Here is a 1,058-nt window from a genome sequence, read left to right as displayed (position 1 = left end):
ACATTACCATGTACATTTCATCAGGAAATTTCATTTTATTGAATTCCTCATAGAAATGTTTTAGGTTTCTATGTGGTTTTAAACCTCTATACTTCATTATAAGTTTTTCAGAAGATTTGATATAGTTATTACAGAACATCGTCATCAGCGCTGCTGATACCCCATGTCCAGATACATCGAGAACATACATACCTATGTTATCATCGTCCAGTCGATATATGTCAAAGAAATCACCACTCAGTCTTTCACAAGGATAGTATTCTGATACGAAAGTGACTTTATTGAAATTAACCTTTCTCGCGGGTAAAAGTGATTGTTGAATACTTTTAGCATACTCAATTTCCTGTATCAACCGAAGGTTATTGTTTTTCATCTCAGTGGTACGCCTTTCAACAATGACTTCTAGATTTTCTGCATATAGCTTAATCTGCTTTTCATCATTGATTAGTCCTTGTATCGGCCCTAAGATATTATATCCAAATATCGTGTTATAGAGATAAATGTACCCAATCAAAACATACAAGTTATAGAGTAAATGGTAAAGGTAGGCGTAGTTTAAAAATGATAATCTGATCACTTGAGCCAAAATTAAAATTAAAATACCGTTCATGAAATTTAATAAGTATTTATTTTTTTCTAAACTGTATATTCTAAATGAAATTCCGAATGCCATAATCAATAAAACTGCATTGATATACTCGAGTGTTGTATAAAAATCAGAGCTAAAACTCAACCCTGATAAACTACCGAATCCAGCATTGATTCTCAACATAAATATTACCATTATCGACCAAACAATATATGTAGCGAACTTATAATAATTACTATTCAACTTTTCTATTTTCATTTGAATTGGAATGATAGAACCAATAAAGATACCTAAAGATATCAACAATGTCCCAACAGAAGAAAAGATCGTTAAAGCTTCAAATGATAAGTTATTGCTAAACCAATGTATATTGGTAAAAGCGATAAAATTAACGCCAGCACCAAGTGAAAAGAATATTGCATAAACAATCATTCTTAATCTATTGGTCGTCTTTATTGCACGACCACAT

At 31.2% G+C, this 1,058-nt stretch carries 1 protein-coding gene; it reads right to left on the bottom strand.

All coding sequences use genetic code 11. From position 1 onward, the window contains the following. On the bottom strand, nucleotides 1-1,021 hold a 1,021-nt coding region (locus JF818_RS13295), incomplete at its 3' end, for a PP2C family protein-serine/threonine phosphatase (protein WP_370570346.1). Nucleotides 1,022-1,058 lie beyond the last annotated feature (37 nt).

This window comes from Sphaerochaeta sp. S2 (genome assembly GCF_016406725.1).
Classification (GTDB): Bacteria; Spirochaetota; Spirochaetia; order Sphaerochaetales; family Sphaerochaetaceae; genus Sphaerochaeta.
This window is presented reverse-complemented; position numbering and strand designations above follow the sequence as displayed.